This window comes from Geomicrobium sediminis (assembly GCF_016908595.1).
Lineage (GTDB): Bacteria > Bacillota > Bacilli > Bacillales > Marinococcaceae > Geomicrobium_A > Geomicrobium_A sediminis.
Genome location: NZ_JAFBEC010000007.1, coordinates 171,323 through 190,982, shown reverse-complemented (window position 1 = coordinate 190,982; position 19,660 = coordinate 171,323). Strand labels below are relative to the sequence as shown.

Below are 19,660 nucleotides of genomic sequence, written 5' to 3'. Positions count from 1 at the left end.
TGTCATTGTGAACAAAGAACGTATTATTATTGTCGGTGCTGGACCATGCGGTCTGGCAGCGGCTATTCGTTGTAAGGAAGCGGGATTAGACCCGTTAATTATCGAAAAAGAGAACATCGTTTCAGCAATTTATCATTATCCTACGCACCAGACGTTTTTCTCTGCTGCGAACAAATTAGAAATTGGTGACGTCCCGTTTTATTCAACAAACCACAAACCAAAACGTAATGAAGCGCTAGTCTATTATCGTGAAGTTGTTCAACGAATGGGATTACGCATTCATACGTATGAGGAAGTTGAGCGCATACAAAAGCAGGAAAACGGACAATTTAGGTTACACACAGTGGACCGATCCAAGGCATATAAGGAATATGAAGCGGCTTACGTCATTGTTGCGACAGGCTATTACAACAATCCTAATCGCTTAGGTATTAAAGGCGAAGAAAAGCCCCACGTCTTTCATTATTTTAAAGAAGCCCATCCTTATTATGGGCAACGCGTTCTTGTCATTGGGGGTAGGAACTCTGCGGTCGACACTGCAATGGAGTTACAAAAAGTTGGTGCCAACGTTACGGTCGTTTACCGAGGGAACGATTATTCAACGAGCATTAAACCATGGATCTTGCCCGAATTCCGAGGTCTCGTAAATAAAGAAGAAATTGACTTGTACTTTGAAACGGAAGTTGTCGAGATCCACGATACAAATGTAAACGTCCTTACAAATGGAGTCAAAAAAACAATAAACGCTGACTTCGTCTTTGCGATGACGGGTTATCACCCAGATCATTCGTTTCTAACGAGTAGTGGTGTGGCGATTGAATCTGATACGGGGAGACCTGTTTATAACAAAGAAACGTTCGAGACGAATGTAGACAATTTGTTTATTGCAGGGGTGATCGCTGCAGGCAATCACGCCAATGAAATCTTTATAGAGTCTGGTAGATTTCATGGTTTACACATTGTAGATTCTATCATTGAACGCGAAAAGAGAGGTCGTTAATCGTGCAGACGATTTGCTTGCTTGCTACTGGAGGAACGATTGCTAGTAAACAGACGAAAGAAGGTCGACTCGTTGCGGGTGAATTAAGTGGTGAGGAACTTGTCAATTCCCTAAACACACCATTCGATATTCACCTTAAAATCGATTCAGTATTGTCAAAGCCTTCAATTCATATTATGTATGAGGATTTATGGGACATCCGAAAGAAAGTCGTTGAAAACCTTCGAGCAAAAGACATTTCAGGAGTGGTCGTTACGACTGGGACGGATACGCTTGAAGAAGTTGCTTACTTCTTGGATTTAACCGTCCAAACGTCAAAGCCAGTTATAGTTACTGGCTCGCAAAGGGGCCCTGAACAAGTAGGCAGTGATGCATTCGTGAATCTTCGTAATGCTCTGATTGCAGCCGCTGACGAACGGGTAAAAGACCTTGGAACAGTCGTCATATTTAATGAGCGTATCTTTAGTGCGAAGTATGTAAGAAAAGAACACGCAAGCAACATTCAAGGATTTAATGCGTTTGGATATGGCTATTTTGGAATTATAGACAATGATCAAGTGCATTTATTTCAAAAGCCAATTACAAAAGAAGCTTACGTTTTAGATGACGATTATAAACCGAGCAAGTCTTATGAAATTGAAATTGTAAAAGTGCATCTTGGTGCGACAAACCGACTGCTTGAATTCGTTTTACAAGATGAACGAACGAGCGCTGTCATACTTGAAGGAGTTGGGCGAGGCCAAGTTCCAAAAAACTTTATGCCGAGCATTCGAGAGGCGAAGATCCCGATTGTCGTTACTACGAGTGCGGTTGAAGGCGAAGTGTATCCTTCTTATGAATATGAAGGTAGTACATATGACTTGTTGAATCATGACGTTATTCTTGGTAAAGACTATAGCAGTAAGAAAGCAAAGATCAAAATGTACGTATTACTCGCAACAGGACAAGATTCGTTTCAACAAGCGTTTGAGCGATGAATGTTCTAGCTTTACTTTCGCTAGCTTCAGCCCCAGCCTTTGCATTGCTCACGTATTTCTACTTGCGAAATGATTACGGTTCAGCGAATTGGAAAAATATCATCCGGTCGTTCGTGACGGGGATGTTAATTGTTTTTCCGATTATGGCAATTCAATTTGCACTAACTGAAGAAGGGGTGTTCACATCCCGTTTATCTGACGTATTTGTTAAGACGGCGTTCATTGAAGAGTTTTTTAAATGGTTCTTCTTACTCGTTACGATGTATCGTTTCAAAACGTGGAGCGTTAAATACGATGGTATTGTGTACAGTGTCGCACTTTCGTTAGGGTTTGCAACGCTAGAGAACTTTTTTTATTTGCTTTCAGAAGGCGTACATACGGCATTTGGCAGGGCTCTTTTCCCTGTAAGTGGACATGCGCTTTTCGGAGTGATTATGGGTTATTATTTAGGTAATGCACGTTATATGATTGATGGTAAGAAAAAAATATGGTTAGTTTACGCATTGCTCGTCCCTATTTTCTTGCATGGAACCTTTAACCTTATGTTAACCTATACACAAGACTGGATGGTCGGCATTATTATTTTATTTATGATTTTCTTGTGGTGGTTAGGGTTAAGTAAAGTAAAGAAAGCAAATGAAAATAGCAAATTTGTATAGGAGGTCGCTTCATGACGACAGAAACGAGGTACCGCATAGTCATACGATGCCCGAAATGTGGAGAAAAGTATATTCTTCGTGGAAGACAAAAAGCCGAAGGTGAATATGAAACAGGATTTAAACGATGCATTTGCGGGAACGAAGACGATCTCGTCATTGAAGCAACTGCTGAATAATTGTGACTTGAAAGATGGACGATGATGCGTTATCGTATAAGAACCAACTATACATTAAAATATCTTATCAAGAGAGACTGAGGGATTCGGACCGAAGACGTCTCAGCAACCAGCTCCAAATGGAGTCAGGTGCTACATCCTACGGACGTGATCGTCCGAGAGATAAGAGAACTATACACGTAAAGTGTCTTTTTCTATCTCTGAAGAAGGCACTTTTGTTTATTTGTAAGGACTTGGAGGGATCAACAGTGGAGAAACAACGATTTACTACAGAAACGAAACTTGTACAAACGGGTAATCGAAGCGATGAACGCACAGGTGCCGTGAATGCACCAATTTATATGAGCACTGCCTATCGTCATTCAGGAGTTGGTGAGACGACAGGATATGATTACGCAAGAACGGGGAATCCTACTCGTGAGATTTTAGAAGATAGCATTGCAGACCTTGAAGGTGGAATTCGGGGATTTGCCTGTAGTTCTGGGATGGCGGCAATTCAAGCAGTGTTGTCATTATTTGAGTCTGGTGATGAGATTGTCGCATCGTTAGATTTGTATGGTGGTACGTACCGTCTGTTTAATGAATATTGGCCAAAGTGGGGCGTAGGTGTCCAGTACGGGGACCCTCGTGATCTAGAAACGTTTGAAGCGTTAATCAGACCACAAACGAAAGCGTTGTTTATTGAAACCCCAACCAATCCACAAATGCAAGAGGCGGATATTTTAGAACTTTCTGATGTTGCGAAACGACATAATCTTTTGCTTATTGTAGACAATACATTTTACACGCCACTCATTCAACAGCCACTAAAAGAAGGCGCTCACATTGTCATTCATAGTGCTACGAAATATTTAGGCGGTCACAACGATTTAGTTGCAGGACTCATTGCGACGAATGACGAAACGATTGCTGAAAAGCTTTTTAACATTCAAAACGGAATAGGAATGACGCTCGGTGCTTTTGACTCCTGGCTGCTCGTTCGTGGGATGAAAACACTCGCACTACGCATGAAAAAACACGAAGAAAATGCACGAAGTGTCTCGCAGTTCCTAGCAGAGCACAGTCTTATCAAGGAAGTTCTTTACCCCGGGCGAGGAGGGATGTTGTCTTTTCGAGTCACATCAAGTGAGCTCGTAGACCCGGTGCTTCGTAAGTTGCAACTTATTACATTCGCAGAGAGTCTCGGTGGGGTAGAGAGTTTAATGACTTATCCTGCAGTGCAAACACATGCGGACGTTCCCAAAGAAGTACGACAACAAATTGGTATAGACGACTGCTTGATGAGGATGTCATGTGGCATTGAAAATGCAGAAGATTTAATCGAAGACTTACGTCAAGCTTTTCAAGTAGAGAGATGATTGGAGGAGTTTAGATGAGCTTTTTAGAGAGGCTAAAGGAAACGGTCTTAATTGGTGACGGCGCAATGGGAACATTGTTGTATAGCCGGGATATAACAGGATCAATTGAACAAGCAAACCTATACGCTCCAGAACTCGTGTATGAAGCTCATCTTGAGTATGTTCAAGCGGGTGCTGACATTATTCAAAGCAATACGTACGCTGCTAACCGTATCAAATTAGACACCTATGGGCTTGATCTTCAAGTGGCGAAGATTAATAAAGAAGGAATGAAACTTGCAAAAAAAGCAGCAGCTTTCAGACCGAATGTATATGTAGCTGCAACGATCGGTGGAATTAAGGACGGGAGAACGAGTGATTGGACAGACGATCAAATTGATGAAACGGTTACTGAACAGATTGTCGCGTTGTTAAGTGAAAATCCGGATGTCGTTTTACTTGAAACATATTATGATTTACATGAACTCATCCGTGCAATTCGCATTGTCCGAAAGCATCATAATACGATTCCGATTATCGCCAATGTTTCATTAGGGGACATTGGTGTATTACACGGTGGAATCTCGTTAACAGAAGCACTAAAGCGTCTACAAAAAGAAGGAGCAAACGTAGTTGGCGTAAATTGCCGAATGGGTCCTGCTCAAACAATTACATCATTAAAAGAAACTGAAATTCCAAAAGGTTTATTTTTATCTGCGTATCCAAACGCAAGTTTGCCCGGGATTCGAGATGGTAGGCTCGTCTATCAATCAAATCCTAATTACTTTAAAGCACAAGCGTCCTCTTTTCGCGAGTTAGGCATTAATATTATTGGTGGGTGTTGTGGGACGACGCCAGAACATATTCGTGGCTTAAAGGAGCGTTTGAAAGGGCTAGCACCTTTAGAGAAACGAACAGTAGTCATCGAAGAAACGACTGACGAGCAAGTAGAAGCAAACGAGTCAAATCAGCAAGTGTACGATGCGAATGTCATCGTTGAACTCGATCCTCCTAAATCACTATCAAAGATGCCAGTTTTCTTAAAAGGGGCAGAGGCGTTAGTGAATGCCGGCGCAGACAGCATTACTCTCGCTGATAATTCACTTGCAACGTCACGAGTAGACAATGTTGCAGCTGCCACATTGATTCAACAAAAGACACAAGCATCACCGCTCGTTCATATCGCTTGTCGCGATCGCAACTTAATTGGTATGCAATCTCATTTGCTCGGATTACACACGCTCGGTGTAAAAGAAGTGCTTGCGATTACAGGGGACCCTACGAAAGTTGGCGATTTTCCAGGTGCAAGTTCTGTTTACGATTTAACATCCTTTGATTTAATTGCAATGTTAAAAGGGATGAATGAAGGCTACTCCTATTCGGGACGTCCTCTCGGTGTGAAAACATCATTTACGGTTGGGGCAGCGTTTAATCCGAATGTATCGAATCTTGAAAAAGCAATTAAACGATTAGAGAAGAAAATAACAGCAGGTGCAGATTTTATTATGACGCAGCCGATGTATGACAAAGAGCAGATTAAACGGCTAAAAGACTATACGAAACATCTGTCGATTCCAATATTCATTGGTGTTATGCCACTTGTGAACGAACGGAATGCGGAGTTTCTTCATAATGAAGTTCCTGGAATATTCCTTAGTGACACTGTACGCTCCCGTATGCAAAAAACGCACGGTGATCCCCAAAAAGGAGAAGAAGAAGGCCTTCGAATTGCTGAAGAGTTACAACAAACGTGTATAGAACTTTTTGGTAAGGTGTATATCGTGACGCCGTTTCTTAAATACCATATGTCTACAGCGCTGGTAGAACATGCAAGATCACTTATTAAAACGTCGTCAGTCATGACGTAACACCTGTTTATGCACATGATTATATCGATAGGTTTCTTCTTATGAACAACTGTACTTTTGTACGGTTGTTTTTTTATGAATAAAATTCTCCATAGATTTGAAAACTAACACCATCATATAAAAAGTTTCAAAGTAAAAGGAGGAATTCATTGATGTTGAAATCTGCAAAAATACTAAGCATTTCCGCGTTAACTGCAACGCTTTTGCTCTCAATTCCTCAGACGAGTGAAGCCTTTAGTGATCAAGTGATCCAAAAAGGAGCAACTGGAGATGACGTTGTAGAACTTCAAGCTAGACTTCAATACATTGGCTATTACACCGATACAATTGACGGTGTATTCGGATGGGGAACGTATTGGAGTGTACAAGAATACCAAGAAGCATTCGGGATGGAAGTTGACGGTCTCGTTGGAGATGATTTGAAAGCGAGATTGAATAAAACGACAAACTACGATGAACAGTTTGTGCATGAAGCGTTAGAAAACGGTCGGAAGTTCACTCATTACGGAACAACGCCATTAGAAATACAAAAAGGACCAAAAGGAAGTAAAGGTGGCGGCTCCACTGGTGGGCAATCTGACCAATCATCAAATCAAGAAGGAGCGAGCGGTGGGGGTGGAACGCCAAGTAATGAAGGCCAATCGCCAGCACAATCTGGACAAGATCAAGGACAAGGTCAAGATCAAGATCAAGGTCAACCAGAAGCAGCACCTGAACAACAACCAGATACAGGTGGAGAAGTGCCTGAAGAACAAAACAATGAGGCAAACATTCAAAAAGCAACAAACGTACCTGATGGGTTTTCTGAAAACGATATTCAGATTATGTCAAATGCGGTTTATGGTGAGGCGCGTGGAGAACCTTATGTCGGTCAAGTAGCTGTTGCAGCGGTAATTATTAATCGGATGAACGATTCGGAGTTTCCGAATACCGCAAGTGGTGTCATTTTTGAACCAAGAGCGTTTACAGCGGTCGCAGATGGACAAATCTATTTAACGCCAGATGAAACAGCGAGAAAAGCTGTGCTTGATGCGATTAACGGTCAAGATCCGTCTAATGGTGCGACGTATTATTATAACCCAGTAACGGCAACGTCTGGGTGGATTTTCGGACGACCGACGATTACCCAAATCGGTAAGCATGTGTTTGCAAATTAAGTTAAAGGAGGGACCACGATGTTTCGAGCGATAACCATTGCAGTATTGTCAGTAGCATTACTCGGTACTGGAATCTTTGCATATCAAACGCATCAAGAAAAAGAAGCTTTGGCAATTAGTCATGAAAACAACTATCAACGCGCCTTCCACCAATTGTCTTACCACATGGATCAATTAGAAGATGAATTAGGTGCATCGTTAGCAACGAACGGTGCGAGTCAATTTTCAGGTTCTCTTGCAGAGGTTTGGAGAATATCTTCATTAGCCCACAACGAGATGGGAGAACTGCCACTCGGTATGATTCCTGCGAAAGAAACGGATCAATACTTAGCCAACGTTGCGGAATTCTCGTATGAGACAGCTGTACGTGATCGTGAAGAAGAGCCGTTAACCGATGAAGAATATGACAAACTCGAGAACTTCTACAGTCAAGCAAAAGAAATTAAGCATGATCTTCGCACGGTGCAAGCACAAGCATTGAACAACGATTTCCGTTGGTCTGACGTAGAACGAGAATTAATGAGTGAGCAAAACCCTGGCGAAGGGACGATGGTTTCGTCATTTAAATCGATTGATCAAAAAGCAAAAGGTTTCTCTGAAAACAATTGGAACGATGATGCTGGCTTTTCATTAGATGTAAATAAACGACTAGCGAAAGTAGTTAAAGATAAAGAGGAGTTATCAGAAGAAGAAATTATAAAAAAGGCGAAGGCGTTTTTGGATCTTCCTACTACTGTTGATGCGAAGGCAGAAAAATTAGGTGAAGGAATGCCATACAAAGGCTACCAAGTCGTTATTGAAGATTCTGATGGCGAACGCAACTATATGATTGATATGACTGAACGAGGCGGTTTACCGGTTTGGGCATTGCAATCAAGAGATATCACTGAACCGAAAATCGGATTGAATGAAGCGTCAGAGAGAGCAAAAGAATTTCTAGAGGATAAAGGTATTACTGACGTTCAACTCGTAGATAGTAAGCAATACGATACGATTGGTACGTTCCAGTTTGTACCTGTAAAAGACGATGTTCGTCTTTATCCAGATGCGCTCATCGTTGAAATTGCTCTAGATGATGGTGATCTTGTCGGTTTTAAAGGTGCCAATTACTTTGCAAATCATCGCGAACGCCATGACTTAAGTCCAGTGTTAACACTGGACGATGCACTTGATGAATTGCATCCGAACTTAAAGTCTAGAGAAGAGCATTTAGCTGTTATTGAAAATCAAAACGGTGACGAAGTGCTAACGTACGAAATCTTTGCAACGATGAATGGCGATACGTATCGCATTTATTTAAATGCAGACACAGGTCTTGAAGAAGAAGTCAAACGAATGCAAGAAGCAGAACCAGTGTACGATGTTGATGTTATCTAAATAAAAGATCGCCGGCAGGTGTGAACCATCTGCTGGCGATCTTTTTATTGTCTCTTGACAACATCTAAAAACAAGAATAGGATATAGATTATCATTCCTGACTAAACGAATAAGATTTAGAGGTGATCCCTTGTCTAGTTATGTTCAACCCGTGTCCGAACAACAATCGGTCGTCAAACAAACGTTAGGACTCAAGCGTCCTCAACTTAATTTAGTAACCGTTGGACTTATAGCTTCAATTTTATTAGCCATTTATTTACTCTTTACGCAACATTTTGTCCAGCCTATTTTACTCATTATCGGTATTTTACTCGGCTATACATTATTTCATGCCCGCTTCGGCTTTACGAGCGCCTTTCGAAGGTTAGCGTCTGTTGGGAACGGTCAAGCCGTTCGAGCGCACATGCTTATGTTGGCAGTTGCGGTCACATTCTTTGCACCGATTTTAGCGACAGGCTTTACCTTTTTTGGAGGCGAAGCAACAGGCAACATTTCACCAGTCGGTGTTAGTTTAATTATCGGGGCATTTATGTTTGGAATTGGTATGCAACTTGGTGGTGGGTGTGCGTCAGGAACACTTTACGCCGTTGGTGGTGGACGTTCTGTAATGTTCATTACATTGCTCTTTTTCATTATCGGATCTACGATTGGTGCTGCGCACTTTAACTTTTGGATGAAAGACATGCCTGCGTTTGAACCATTTTCATTAGCCACATCTACTGGGCTAGGTTACGGAGGCGCGTGGGTGGTCTCGCTAATCATTTTCGCGGTGATTGCACTAATTACAGTCCTGATCGAAAAGAAGAAAAACCCACCGAAGCTTGCGGACGTTCCTTCTGAACGAGGTTGGAAACGAATTTTTAGAGGGTCTTGGCCGCTGTTTGCAGCAGCAATCGTGTTAGCAGTATTAAACGCGATTACACTTCTCGTTCGTGAAACACCGTGGGGCGTTACGTATGCCTTTACGTTGTGGGGATCTAAAGCTGCTCAATTTTTAGGTTTCGATGTTGAGAGTTGGGGTTTTTGGCAAGGAGATACTGCAGCATTAAATGCTTCAATTTTTGCGGATACAACGTCTGTGCTTAACTTTGGCGTTATTCTTGGTGCATTTTTAGCATCAGCTGCTGGTGGTTTGTTTAAGTTTAGTAAGATTACAAAAGGAAACGCGCTTGCGTCTGTTATTGGTGGTTTAATGATGGGCTATGGTGCACGTTTAGCATTTGGATGTAACATCGGTGCTTATTTCAGTGGGATTGCTTCGTTTAGTGCTCACGGTTACATTTGGGGAATTATGGCGCTAGGCGGAACGTTCCTTGCACTCTACCTACGGCCTTTATTTGGTCTAAGTGTTCCTAAACAAAACGATAGTTTCTGCTAATTACAGTGGTTTGCTTCACGACATCTCGAAGCAAACCACTGTTTTTTGTAGGAAAACTTTCCATTTGATTTCTTGACTAGAATTGTTTTCAGTTCTTTATTATGATAAGATTTAGGCACTGATATTCGAGTAAAATGACCTTACATACGGAGAGAATAACTTTGAAAATCAACATTGCAATCGACGGACCAGCAGGTTCTGGAAAAAGCACAGTAGCGTCGCTAGTTGCTGAAAAGCTAGGCTATTTATATATTGATACAGGAGCAATGTACAGGGCGCTTACGTATCAAGCAATAACTCATGAAATTAAGCCGTCTGAAGAAGGAAGCTTAATGCAATTACTAAACCGTATGGACTTTAAGCTGTCGGACGAGGGCAACCAAATGCTTGTTAACGAAGAGCTACTCGGTGAAGAAATTCGGACAAGGGAAGTGACGAGTCACGTGTCCGAAGTATCAGCACATCGATTGATTCGTGAAGCGATGGTTAAGAAACAACAGCAGTTAGCTACGGAAAAAGGTGTCGTATTGGATGGTCGCGACATCGGAACGTTCGTTTTACCAGATGCCGAACTGAAGATCTACTTATTCGCTACAGCAACTGAGCGAGCGAATCGTAGACATCAAGAAAATGTCCAAAAAGGTATTGAATCAAGTTATGAAGAGATATATAACGATCTTATTGAACGAGATCGCTATGATACATCAAGAACTTACGCACCGTTAAAGCAAGCAGATGATGCAGAGCCTCTGGATACTACAAATCTTACGATAACAGAAGTAATTCAGACGATTGTTACTCGCGCCCGGCTGAAGGAGATTGAGACGAATGATTTATAGAATTGGTCAATTTCTTTGTCGAATTGTACTTTCAGGGGTTTTTTTCGCGAAGATACAGGGAAAGGAACATATACCGAGTGATGGACCAGTTATTATATGTTCCAACCATAAAAGCAATTGGGACCCACCATTTCTAGGTTCTTACATTAAGCGCCCACTACGTTTTATGGCGAAAGAAGAACTGTTTGAAAAGAAGTTTATCGGTGGTCTTTTAAGAAGACTTGGAGCATTTCCAGTGAAGCGTGGTACTGGTGATCGTCAGTCATTAAAAACAGGTATTAACCACTTGAAAAATGGTGAGATGATGCTTTTGTTCCCAGAAGGGAACAGAAGTAAAGATGATCAACTTGGTGAAGGATTAGCAGGCGCTGGTTTTTTTGCACTTAGAACAGAAGCGGTCGTCGTACCTGCATATGTGAAAGGCTGGTACAAGCCATTTAAAGGTGTACAATTAACTTACGGCAAGCCTATTCCTATGGATGACCTTCGTGAATCGAAAGCCAGTTCAAGGGAAGCCACTGAACGAATCATGGAGCACATCCGGCAACTCAGAGATGACATTGAGTAAGTAGCACGAATCGATTGTCTGCAACATTCTTCTATATAAACGAAGAATTTTGTATATATAAAGTTCTTGATGACTACGAAAGATGTTTTTAAAGGGAAGTAAGGAGGCAAATGACATGGTTGAAGAAATGAACAACGAATTAAACGAAATGAAGGATTTCAATGTCAATGACATTGTAACCGGTAAGGTAACAAAGGTAGAAGAAAAGCAAGCATTTGTTGATGCGGGATATAAGGTGGATGGCATCATCCCTATTAGCGAACTGTCGAGCTTACACGTAGAAAAAGTAAGTGACATCATCTCTGAGGGAGATGAACTTAAACTTAAGGTCATTAAAGCAGAAGACGATGAACTTATTTTAAGTGTACGCGGCGCTCGTGCTGACAAAGCATGGGATGAGTTGCAAGCGAAGTTCAATAACAATGAAACGATTGAAGCTGAAGTTGCTGAGATTGTAAAAGGCGGATTAGTCGTTGACGTTGGGGTTCGTGGATTTATTCCAGCTTCACTCGTAGAACGTCATTTCGTTGAAGATTTCTCTGATTACAAAGGGAAAACATTGGAGTTAAAGATCGCTGAAATCGATCCGAGTGATAATAAATTAATCTTGTCAAGAAGAGCTGTGCTCGACAACGAAGTAGAAGCGAAGAAGAAAGACATCCTTGATAACTTAACGGTTGGCGATACGGTTAAAGGAATTGTTCAGCGCTTGACAGACTTTGGTGCATTTGTAGATGTAGGTGGAGTTGACGGACTTGTTCACATTTCACAAATGGCTCACCACCGTGTTGAGTCTCCAGGCGAGATCGTCAAAGAAGGCGAAGAAATTGAAGTGAAGATCCTCGCAGTCGATGCTGACAAAGAGCGTGTGTCACTTTCAATTAAAGATACGTTGCCTGGACCTTGGACAACAATTGAAGGTCAGTTCCAACCAGGAGACGTTATTGACGGACACGTAAAGCGTCTCGTATCTTTCGGGGCATTTGTTGAAGTTGCGCCAGGTGTTGAAGGACTCGTTCACATTTCACAAATTGCGAACCGTCACATTGGAACGCCTAGCGAAGTGTTAGAAGAAGGACAAGCTGTTCAAGTGAAGATTCTTGAAATTAGCCCTTCAGACCAACGAATCTCATTAAGCATACGTGAACTCGAAGAGAGCACAACGTCTAGTCAAAAGGTTCAACGTGAATATGAAGCACCTGAAGAAGAACATTCTGGTTTTTCCCTCGGTGATATGATTGGTGACCAACTAAAGAAATATCGTAATTAATTGTAAATCGCGGAAATCGGCGGATACCTCTTAGGATTCGCCGATTGTTTTGTGACGGATTGCTTTTCTTTATTCTTGTCTATACTGGATAAGAAAAAAGGAGAGTTTCTCTTGGAGGACTTGTTATTTTATTGGTTTTCGTGGATACTTTGGATAATTGTTACCTTCTTCTTTAAGAAGACACGAGCAAGGTTTTATCTTGCTGTTTGGATTCTCATAGTCATGATTGTAAAACCATTAACGATTCCTGATATACAAGGCGATATTTCGTTAGCCTATATATTCTTAACTCTCGGTGCGATGATTTGGGTCGGGCAGACGATCAAGTGGCATCATTTTCTATCGATGATAACGATGACAAGCTTAGCCTTTCTTTATGCTGCTTTGCAGCTATCGTATTGGTTTAGTCCAGTGATCTTTTTAATTCATGAGACGTGGCTAGTCGCAGTTATCATGGTTTTTGTTACGCTTTTGGTCGTAAGCAAGCCGCATAACCGGGTTCCTTGGTTGATTGTCGCATGTTGCATCGGGAATTTTTGGCAAGCAGTCGTTGTATCTCCGTTAACGTCCGGTTTGCATTTAGGTTTTAACCACTTTTTTAATGATGTGTCAGCCATGGTTATCTTACTCGTTGCGTGGCACGTCGTTGAACGATTGATTTATGAGTTTTCCAAGCTTCAAAAAGGTGCTGCAAAGCACCAGACATCATTAACGATGTGAAGGAATAGATTTAAGAGAACAGGGGGCATGTAAGTACATGTCAAAGCCAGTAGTTGCAATTGTAGGTCGCCCAAATGTAGGGAAATCAACGATATTTAATCGTATGGTTGGTGAGCGTATGGCGATCGTTGAAGATAAACCAGGCGTAACGAGAGATCGTTTGTATGGACAAGGGGAATGGTTGAACCGCACGTTTCATGTCATTGATACCGGTGGAATTGATATCGTAGATGAGCCGCTTCAAGATCAAATGCGCATGCAAGCCGAGATCGCCATTGAAGAAGCAGACATTATTATCTTTATCGTGAATGGTCGTGACGGAATTACATCTAGCGACCAAGACGTGGCGAGCATTTTGCAACGTTCGAAGAAGCCCGTCGTCATCGGTGTAAACAAGGTTGATAATCCTGATATGCAAGAGCATATTTATGATTTTTACCAGTTTGGATTCGGTCAACCGTTTCCGATTTCCGGTTCTCACGGAATTGGCATTGGAGATATGTTAGATGAAGTGTTTGCAAACTTCCCAGTAAATGAAGAAGACGAAGAAGATGATGGTGTGATTGATATTGCAGTTATCGGTCGTCCGAATGTAGGGAAATCAACACTCGTGAACTCAGTTCTCGGTGAAGAACGTGTGATTACGAGTAATATTGCTGGTACGACGAGAGATGCGATTGATTCGTATTTCGAACAAGATGGACAAGAGTACCGAATCATTGATACAGCTGGGATGCGAAAACGCGGGAAAGTATATGAGAATACAGAGAAATATAGTGTTCTTCGTGCGATGCGTGCTCTTGAACGAGCGGATGTCGTTCTCGTTGTCGTTGATGGTGAAGAAGGCATTATCGAACAAGACAAAAAGATTGCCGGTTACGCTCATGAGTCAGGGCGAGCCGTTATTATCGTTGTGAACAAGTGGGATGCGGTTGAAAAAGATGATCGCACAATGAAAGAATACACCGATAAAGTTCGAGAAACGTTTGCTTACCTTTCGTATGCACCGATTCAGTTCGTTTCTGCAAAAACAAATCAACGAGTGCAAAAGCTTTTGCCAATCGTAAATGAAGTCGTAGATAGTCATAAGATGCGGATGCCAACACATGTGATTAACGATGTCATTATGGATGCTGTTGCGAGAAACCCTGCACCTACATCCGGTACGAAACGACTGCGAATTAATTATGCTACACAAGTAGCTACAGGACCTCCAACATTTGTCGTGTTCGTAAATGATCCAGAGCTGTTTCATTTCTCATATCGCAGATATCTTGAGAATCAACTTCGTGAAGCGTTTACGTTTGTCGGGACGCCAATTCGGATTCTAGCTCGTAAAAAGAATGAATCGTGATCCATATTAATCGTTGAAGCTTTGGGGAGAGGGGTAAACGATGGACATTATTCTTGCTGGTATAATCGCGTATTTAATCGGGTCGATTAGCTTTAGCTATATCTTCGTTAAAAAAATAAAAAAAGCAGATATTCGTAAACTTGGTAGTGGAAATGCCGGTGCAACGAACACGCTACGCGTCTTAGGGAAGGGTCCTGCAATTTTAGTCCTTTTGCTAGACGCACTAAAAGGCGCTGTCGCGGTTTTCATTGGCTTTTTAGCAGAAATGGTATTTATTAATACAGGCCTGTCCTTTTTTGAGCAATATTCTGGTTGGACTCCAGCATTAAGCGGCTTGTTAGCAATTCTTGGTCATAATTATCCAATCTATTACGGTTTTCGTGGGGGCAAAGGCGTTGCTACAACGATTGGTGTGATCGCAACACTCGTTTTCTTTCCGGCGATTTACGTTGGAATTGTCGCGATTTTAGCGATCGTTGTGACAAAGTATGTGTCACTTGGCTCACTGATTTTTGCTTTTTTCACACCGTTTTTCGTTTTTCTTACGATGAATCATTATGATCATCCGATCTCTTATTTCTTTTTAACATGTGTTGTAGGAATTATGTCGATTTGGCGACATCGGACGAATATCCAACGATTGTTATCAGGCACAGAAAGCAAGCTCGGTCAAAAGTCTAAATAAGGAGAGATTGCATGAGTCAGAATGTGACAGTTCTAGGTGCAGGTAGTTGGGGTACAGCACTTGCGATGGTACTTGCAGATAATGGGCATCGTGTCAAACTATGGGCAAGACGTAATGAACAAGTGGATGAGATCAATCATAAACATACAAATAACAAGTACTTACCTTCGGTAACCTTGCCAAAGAACCTTGAAGCAACGACGAGCTTTGAGGAAGCTATTGAGCATGGCGATGCTTTGTTAATTAGCGTACCGACTTCTGCAATGCGAGAGACTGTTGCGTCACTTGTGAACATCAACAAATCGTTTCCATATGTCATTCACGCATCAAAAGGAATTGAACCAGACTCCTTACTGCGAGTATCAGAAGTGATGTTGGATGCAGGGATTGATCAAGTTACGAACGGAATTGTCTGTTTATCAGGGCCTAGTCATGCAGAGGAAGTTGCAAAGCGTCAACCGACGACAGTAACCGTCTCTTCAGAAACGTATGATGATGCGAAGGCTGCACAAGACTTATTTAACAACCAACATTTTCGCGTGTATACCAATGAAGATATGGTCGGTGTGGAATTTGGCGGTTCACTAAAGAACGTCATCGCACTTGCTGTTGGACTTGCTGAAGGATTAGGGTTTGGTGACAATGCGAAATCGGCAATTATGACGAGAGGCTTAGCTGAGATTACACGTTTAGGTACACATCTTGGTGCAAAGCCGCTTACATTTTCGGGCCTGTCTGGTCTTGGTGATTTGATTGCAACATGTACGAGTAAGCATAGTCGCAACTGGCGAGCAGGTTACCAATTAGGTCGTGGCAAAGCGTTAGAAACGGTTTTACATGAAATGGGTATGGTCGTTGAAGGCGTAAAAACGACGCGAGCGATGCAACAACTTGCGGATCGTGAAGGGATTGAAGTGCCAATTACTTCAGCTTTGTATGATGTTGTGTTTAATCATCAACAGCCTGAGAGTGCAAGTGAACAGTTAATGGGTCGACTAAAGAAGAATGAACAAGAAGATTTTTACCCAAATGTAACCGACTAAAAAATCACACCTTTTTTCTAGCTACATATCATAAGCATTATCAACTAGAAAGAAGGTGTGTGTCATGAACAACTTTGATTCCATTTTTGACCGCCTAAACAAAGAGTCAAAAGTAAATCAAGACGATGTGTATAACATGGCTAATTCGGTGAGCGGTGCAAATTTTCAAGACGAAGCTACAGTACGGCAGTTAATTAACGATGTTGCTCGTATGGCAGGCGTACGAGTATCACGAGAAAAAGAAGATCAGCTCGTCCATGCAATTACGAATAATGAGATGCCTCTTGATTTTCAATCGTTAAGCCAATTATTTAGAGGTTAATTCTCATTTGTTGGGCGTTCGTATAGTTCAATGTCTGCACGTGTCGCATAGGATAACAGTGAACCACATCCAACAAGGAACCCACTTTTTGGAAGAGAGATTTAGTCAACCGGAGAACCCGAGTTCTCCGGTTTTATTTGTTTGAACATTTTTCAACACTTGAGTTTGTAGGCAGTGCGCCGGTGTTTGTAGCTATGCTATAATGGACAAGTGTAATTGAAGGAGGGTGGAAGATGACCCCATTAGAGTCAATGTGGCTTTCGTTTATCGGTTTAGGGCTGATGTTCGTATCTGCAGTCACAGCACTACTTGGAAAAGAGAAGTTGTCGGGTTTTCTCCGTTTTATCGTGCTTAGTTTTTCATTTATTTGTATCATTATTGCCGGACTGATCGTGCTCGTCGTCGTCGTACCAGGTTCAAGAGCAGATTTGTAGTCTGTGCTTTGGAGTGAGTTTTTTGAATCAACGTAAGTTCAAGTGGCTTAGTGTTGTTTTTTTAGCATGCCTACTTATTGGATGCCAATCAAACGTTCAAGGTGACGGTACAGGTTCCCGCGGGTTCCCACATAACGAACAGTTGCAGTCTGTTCAGGCAGCGGTCGACGAATTTCAAGAACAACGTGGTGTGCCGCCTATACAGAATTTCGAGAGCGATACGGGGCTGTATGAACGGTATCGCGTCGACTTTTCACAGTTAATTCCAGGATTTATGAACGATGCCCCAGCAAGTGCCTATGAAAATGGAGGCGACTTCTACTATACGTTAATTAACGTTGAAGAAGAGCCTGAAGTTCGTGTCATTCCAGTACTTGTCATGCATGAAGCCAATCAATTCGAACGGACGGTTCATCAGTATACAAGAACCCACGGCTATCCGCCGCTCGAAGAGATGGTTGCACCGGGTGTGTTCGAACTTGATTATGAAGCGCTTGGTCTAGATGAGCCACCTACGGTTCAAAGTCCATATTTTGCGACGAACTTACCTATTTATGTTGATCGTGAAGGTCGTGCGATTATCGATTACGCAATTGATCTTAATCGCCTGCTTCAAGAGTATGACGCCGAGCCAGAAGATGAAGAAGATATTCGTTCCATATTAACGGATGAATTTCCTGTAGCTCCGGTATACTCTGTTCCTTACTCAATTGAAGATGGGGAACCGAATATGATTGGCGATGTCAACTGATGAAAGTAGTTCTAAACCTCTTCACTCTATCTATATATAGAGAAGAAGAGGTTTTTTGTTTATTCTTTAAAACTAAACTGCCACCTTTTCAAAGACTGTCATAAAGAGGTGGACAACATCATAGAATGTTTTGACACAGAATTTATGAAACGGTGGAGTTAATTTTAGAACGGAGGGGATCTCGTGGAAAAAGTGGATATCTTTAAAGATATCGCAGAACGTACAGGAGGCGATATTTACTTAGGGGTTGTCGGAGCCGTACGAACAGGTAAGTCAACCTTTATAAAAAAGTTTATGGAACTTGTCGTTCTTCCGTACATGGATAGTGAAGTCGAGCGCGCACGTACACAAGATGAATTGCCTCAAAGTGCCGCTGGTAAAACGATTATGACAACAGAACCAAAATTCGTCCCAAACACTGCTGTCGAACTCCACGTGGATGAAGGCTTAGACGTCAACATCCGTCTCGTAGACTGTGTCGGGTATGCAGTTGCTGGAGCAAAAGGGTATGAAGATGAGCATGGACCGAGGATGATTAACACCCCTTGGTATGAAGAACCGATCCCATTCCAAGAAGCAGCTGAAATTGGAACGAGAAAAGTCATTCAAGAACATTCAACACTCGGTGTTGTCGTCACATCAGATGGAAGCATCGGTGAGTTGCCTCGTCACGAGTACTTGGAAGCTGAAGAGCGAGTGATTGATGAGTTAAAAGAAGTGGGTAAACCGTTTATCGTAATTGTAAACTCCGTACGGCCTTATGCTGCTGAGACGGAACAACTTCGAACAAATCTTGAACAATTGCATGACGTACCTGTGTTATCAATGAGTGTGGAAAGCATGACTGAACATGATATCCATCGCGTATTGAGAGAAGTTCTTTTTGAATTCCCAGTCCATGAAGTGAATGTAAATTTACCGAGCTGGGTAATGGTTTTAAGAGACGACCATTGGCTTCGAAAAGACTATGAGCGTTCTGTAAAAGAAACCGTTCAAGACATTAAGCGGTTACGTGATGTTGATCGAGTCGTCGGGAACTTCGCTGATGATTTCGAATTCATTGATAATGCATCGCTTGCTGGGATTGAGATGGGGCAAGGAATTGCGGATATTGATCTTTATGCACCAGATGACTTGTATGATGAGATTCTAAAAGAAGTCGTTGGTGTTGAAATCCGAGGCAAAGACCATCTCTTACAACTAATGCAAGATTTCTCACATGCAAAATCAGAATACGATCAAGTGTCAGAAGCACTGAAAATGGTAAAACAAACCGGTTACGGTATTGCTGCACCTGCAACGACGGACATGAGTTTAGATGAACCTGAACTCATTCGCCAAGGTTCAAGGTTCGGCGTTCGCTTACGGGCAGTTGCACCGTCCATTCATATGATTAAAGTCGATGTCGAGAGTGAATTCGCACCAATTATCGGCACAGAGAAACAAAGTGAAGAATTAATCCGTTACTTGATGCAAGATTTCGAAGAAAATCCACTTTCCATCTGGAATTCAGATATTTTCGGAAGGTCGTTGAACTCCATTGTTCGCGAAGGAATTCAAGCGAAATTATCATTAATGCCGGAAAATGCACGCTATAAACTAAAAGAAACGTTAGAGCGTATCATTAATGAAGGCTCTGGTGGATTGATTGCCATCATCTTGTAAAATCAACCGACTTTACTGAATCTGCTATACCGATGAATAAAGGATCCCGAAGTGCGGGGTTCTTTATTTTTTGTGTTCGA

The 19,660-nt window shown here is 42.0% G+C and carries 20 protein-coding genes and 1 riboswitch; all 20 genes read left to right on the top strand.

The window, feature by feature from the left end:
• Positions 1 to 7 precede the first annotated feature (7 nt).
• The 20 genes from JOD17_RS12880 to spoIVA all read left to right on the top strand — a co-directional run bounded on the left by JOD17_RS12880 (position 8) and on the right by spoIVA (position 19,580).
• Positions 8 to 1,000: a YpdA family putative bacillithiol disulfide reductase gene (locus tag JOD17_RS12880; RefSeq protein ID WP_204698262.1), complete on the top strand. Its 993-nt coding sequence runs from the start codon at positions 8 to 10 to the stop codon at positions 998 to 1,000.
• A gap of 2 nt (positions 1,001 to 1,002) precedes the next feature.
• Positions 1,003 to 1,977, top strand: a complete 975-nt coding sequence (locus tag JOD17_RS12875) for an asparaginase domain-containing protein (RefSeq protein WP_204698261.1) — start codon at positions 1,003 to 1,005, stop codon at positions 1,975 to 1,977.
• A complete protein-coding gene (gene prsW / locus JOD17_RS12870; RefSeq protein WP_204698260.1) occupies positions 1,974 to 2,636 on the top strand; it encodes a glutamic-type intramembrane protease PrsW in 663 nt (220 codons plus the stop codon). Before JOD17_RS12875 ends, prsW begins: the two co-directional genes overlap by 4 nt.
• Before the next feature lie 11 nt (positions 2,637 to 2,647).
• Complete coding sequence (locus tag JOD17_RS12865; RefSeq protein ID WP_193745013.1) at positions 2,648 to 2,812, top strand: hypothetical protein; 165 nt, start codon at positions 2,648 to 2,650, stop codon at positions 2,810 to 2,812.
• Positions 2,813 to 2,873: 61 nt separating this feature from the next.
• Positions 2,874 to 2,981: riboswitch (SAM riboswitch) on the top strand.
• Positions 2,982 to 3,060: 79 nt separating this feature from the next.
• On the top strand, positions 3,061 to 4,170 hold the full coding sequence (locus JOD17_RS12860; protein WP_204698259.1) for a methionine biosynthesis PLP-dependent protein: 1,110 nt from the start codon (positions 3,061 to 3,063) through the stop codon (positions 4,168 to 4,170).
• A gap of 14 nt (positions 4,171 to 4,184) precedes the next feature.
• Positions 4,185 to 6,017: a bifunctional homocysteine S-methyltransferase/methylenetetrahydrofolate reductase gene (locus tag JOD17_RS12855; protein WP_204698258.1), complete on the top strand. Its 1,833-nt coding sequence runs from the start codon at positions 4,185 to 4,187 to the stop codon at positions 6,015 to 6,017.
• A gap of 152 nt (positions 6,018 to 6,169) precedes the next feature.
• The gene (sleB, locus tag JOD17_RS12850; RefSeq protein ID WP_204698257.1) at positions 6,170 to 7,174 is read left to right on the top strand and encodes a spore cortex-lytic enzyme; all 1,005 of its coding nucleotides are present in this window, start codon (positions 6,170 to 6,172) and stop codon (positions 7,172 to 7,174) included.
• 18 nt (positions 7,175 to 7,192) lie between these two features.
• Positions 7,193 to 8,551 (top strand): germination protein YpeB, encoded by a 1,359-nt coding sequence (gene ypeB / locus JOD17_RS12845; protein WP_204698255.1) that lies wholly within the window; start codon positions 7,193 to 7,195, stop codon positions 8,549 to 8,551.
• Positions 8,552 to 8,681: 130 nt separating this feature from the next.
• The gene (locus JOD17_RS12840) at positions 8,682 to 9,929 is read left to right on the top strand and encodes a YeeE/YedE family protein (protein WP_204698253.1); all 1,248 of its coding nucleotides are present in this window, start codon (positions 8,682 to 8,684) and stop codon (positions 9,927 to 9,929) included.
• Between the two features lie 161 nt (positions 9,930 to 10,090).
• Positions 10,091 to 10,768 (top strand): (d)CMP kinase, encoded by a 678-nt coding sequence (gene cmk, locus JOD17_RS12835; RefSeq protein ID WP_338028793.1) that lies wholly within the window; start codon positions 10,091 to 10,093, stop codon positions 10,766 to 10,768.
• Positions 10,758 to 11,336, top strand: coding sequence for a lysophospholipid acyltransferase family protein (locus JOD17_RS12830; RefSeq protein WP_204698252.1), 579 nt, complete (start codon positions 10,758 to 10,760; stop codon positions 11,334 to 11,336). Before cmk ends, JOD17_RS12830 begins: the two co-directional genes overlap by 11 nt.
• Before the next feature lie 115 nt (positions 11,337 to 11,451).
• Entirely contained in the window at positions 11,452 to 12,606 is a 1,155-nt protein-coding gene (gene rpsA / locus JOD17_RS12825; RefSeq protein WP_204698251.1) for a 30S ribosomal protein S1, read from the top strand.
• A 51-nt stretch (positions 12,607 to 12,657) separates the two neighbouring features.
• Positions 12,658 to 13,326, top strand: a complete 669-nt coding sequence (locus JOD17_RS12820) for a YphA family membrane protein (RefSeq protein ID WP_420827940.1) — start codon at positions 12,658 to 12,660, stop codon at positions 13,324 to 13,326.
• Positions 13,327 to 13,363: 37 nt separating this feature from the next.
• The gene (der, locus tag JOD17_RS12815; RefSeq protein ID WP_042359164.1) at positions 13,364 to 14,680 is read left to right on the top strand and encodes a ribosome biogenesis GTPase Der; all 1,317 of its coding nucleotides are present in this window, start codon (positions 13,364 to 13,366) and stop codon (positions 14,678 to 14,680) included.
• Positions 14,681 to 14,720: 40 nt separating this feature from the next.
• Positions 14,721 to 15,365 carry a glycerol-3-phosphate 1-O-acyltransferase PlsY gene (gene plsY, locus JOD17_RS12810; protein WP_042413811.1) on the top strand — a complete coding sequence of 215 codons (645 nt, stop codon included), beginning with the start codon at positions 14,721 to 14,723 and terminating at the stop codon, positions 15,363 to 15,365.
• Positions 15,366 to 15,376: 11 nt separating this feature from the next.
• On the top strand, positions 15,377 to 16,408 hold the full coding sequence (locus tag JOD17_RS12805) for an NAD(P)H-dependent glycerol-3-phosphate dehydrogenase (protein WP_204698249.1): 1,032 nt from the start codon (positions 15,377 to 15,379) through the stop codon (positions 16,406 to 16,408).
• 64 nt (positions 16,409 to 16,472) lie between these two features.
• Positions 16,473 to 16,730, top strand: a complete 258-nt coding sequence (locus tag JOD17_RS12800) for a stage VI sporulation protein F (protein ID WP_042359167.1) — start codon at positions 16,473 to 16,475, stop codon at positions 16,728 to 16,730.
• A gap of 233 nt (positions 16,731 to 16,963) precedes the next feature.
• Positions 16,964 to 17,164 carry a DUF2768 domain-containing protein gene (locus JOD17_RS12795; RefSeq protein ID WP_042359168.1) on the top strand — a complete coding sequence of 67 codons (201 nt, stop codon included), beginning with the start codon at positions 16,964 to 16,966 and terminating at the stop codon, positions 17,162 to 17,164.
• A gap of 22 nt (positions 17,165 to 17,186) precedes the next feature.
• Positions 17,187 to 17,915, top strand: a complete 729-nt coding sequence (locus tag JOD17_RS12790) for a hypothetical protein (protein ID WP_204698248.1) — start codon at positions 17,187 to 17,189, stop codon at positions 17,913 to 17,915.
• 183 nt (positions 17,916 to 18,098) lie between these two features.
• The gene (gene spoIVA, locus JOD17_RS12785) at positions 18,099 to 19,580 is read left to right on the top strand and encodes a stage IV sporulation protein A (RefSeq protein WP_204698247.1); all 1,482 of its coding nucleotides are present in this window, start codon (positions 18,099 to 18,101) and stop codon (positions 19,578 to 19,580) included.
• Positions 19,581 to 19,660: the final 80 nt, after the last annotated feature.